Genomic DNA, 250 nt, shown 5'->3' on the forward strand with positions numbered 1-250 from the left:
TTCGAAAAGGCAATCGACCAGAATGGCGAGCCCGAGACCGTGACGCTCGATAAGAGCGGATCGAATCTGGCTGCCTTGCAGGCGATCAACGCCAGGCGGAATCTGCCGATCAAGGTCCGCCAGAAAAGTATCTGAATAACATCGTCGAGCAGGACCACCGGGCGATCAAGCGCCGGACCCGCCCGATGCTCGGGTTCAAGAAATTTCGTTGCGCCCGCATTCTCCTGGGTGGCATCGAAATCATGCACAT

Annotated in this window: 1 pseudogene; it reads left to right on the forward strand. The window is 57.2% G+C overall.

The features are described from left to right. Positions 1-250: pseudogene (locus AB4Y34_RS42495) on the forward strand (DDE-type integrase/transposase/recombinase); the annotation flags it as partial.

The organism is Paraburkholderia sp. BR10954 (genome assembly GCF_040965775.1).
In the GTDB taxonomy this organism is placed as follows: domain Bacteria; phylum Pseudomonadota; class Gammaproteobacteria; order Burkholderiales; family Burkholderiaceae; genus Paraburkholderia; species Paraburkholderia youngii.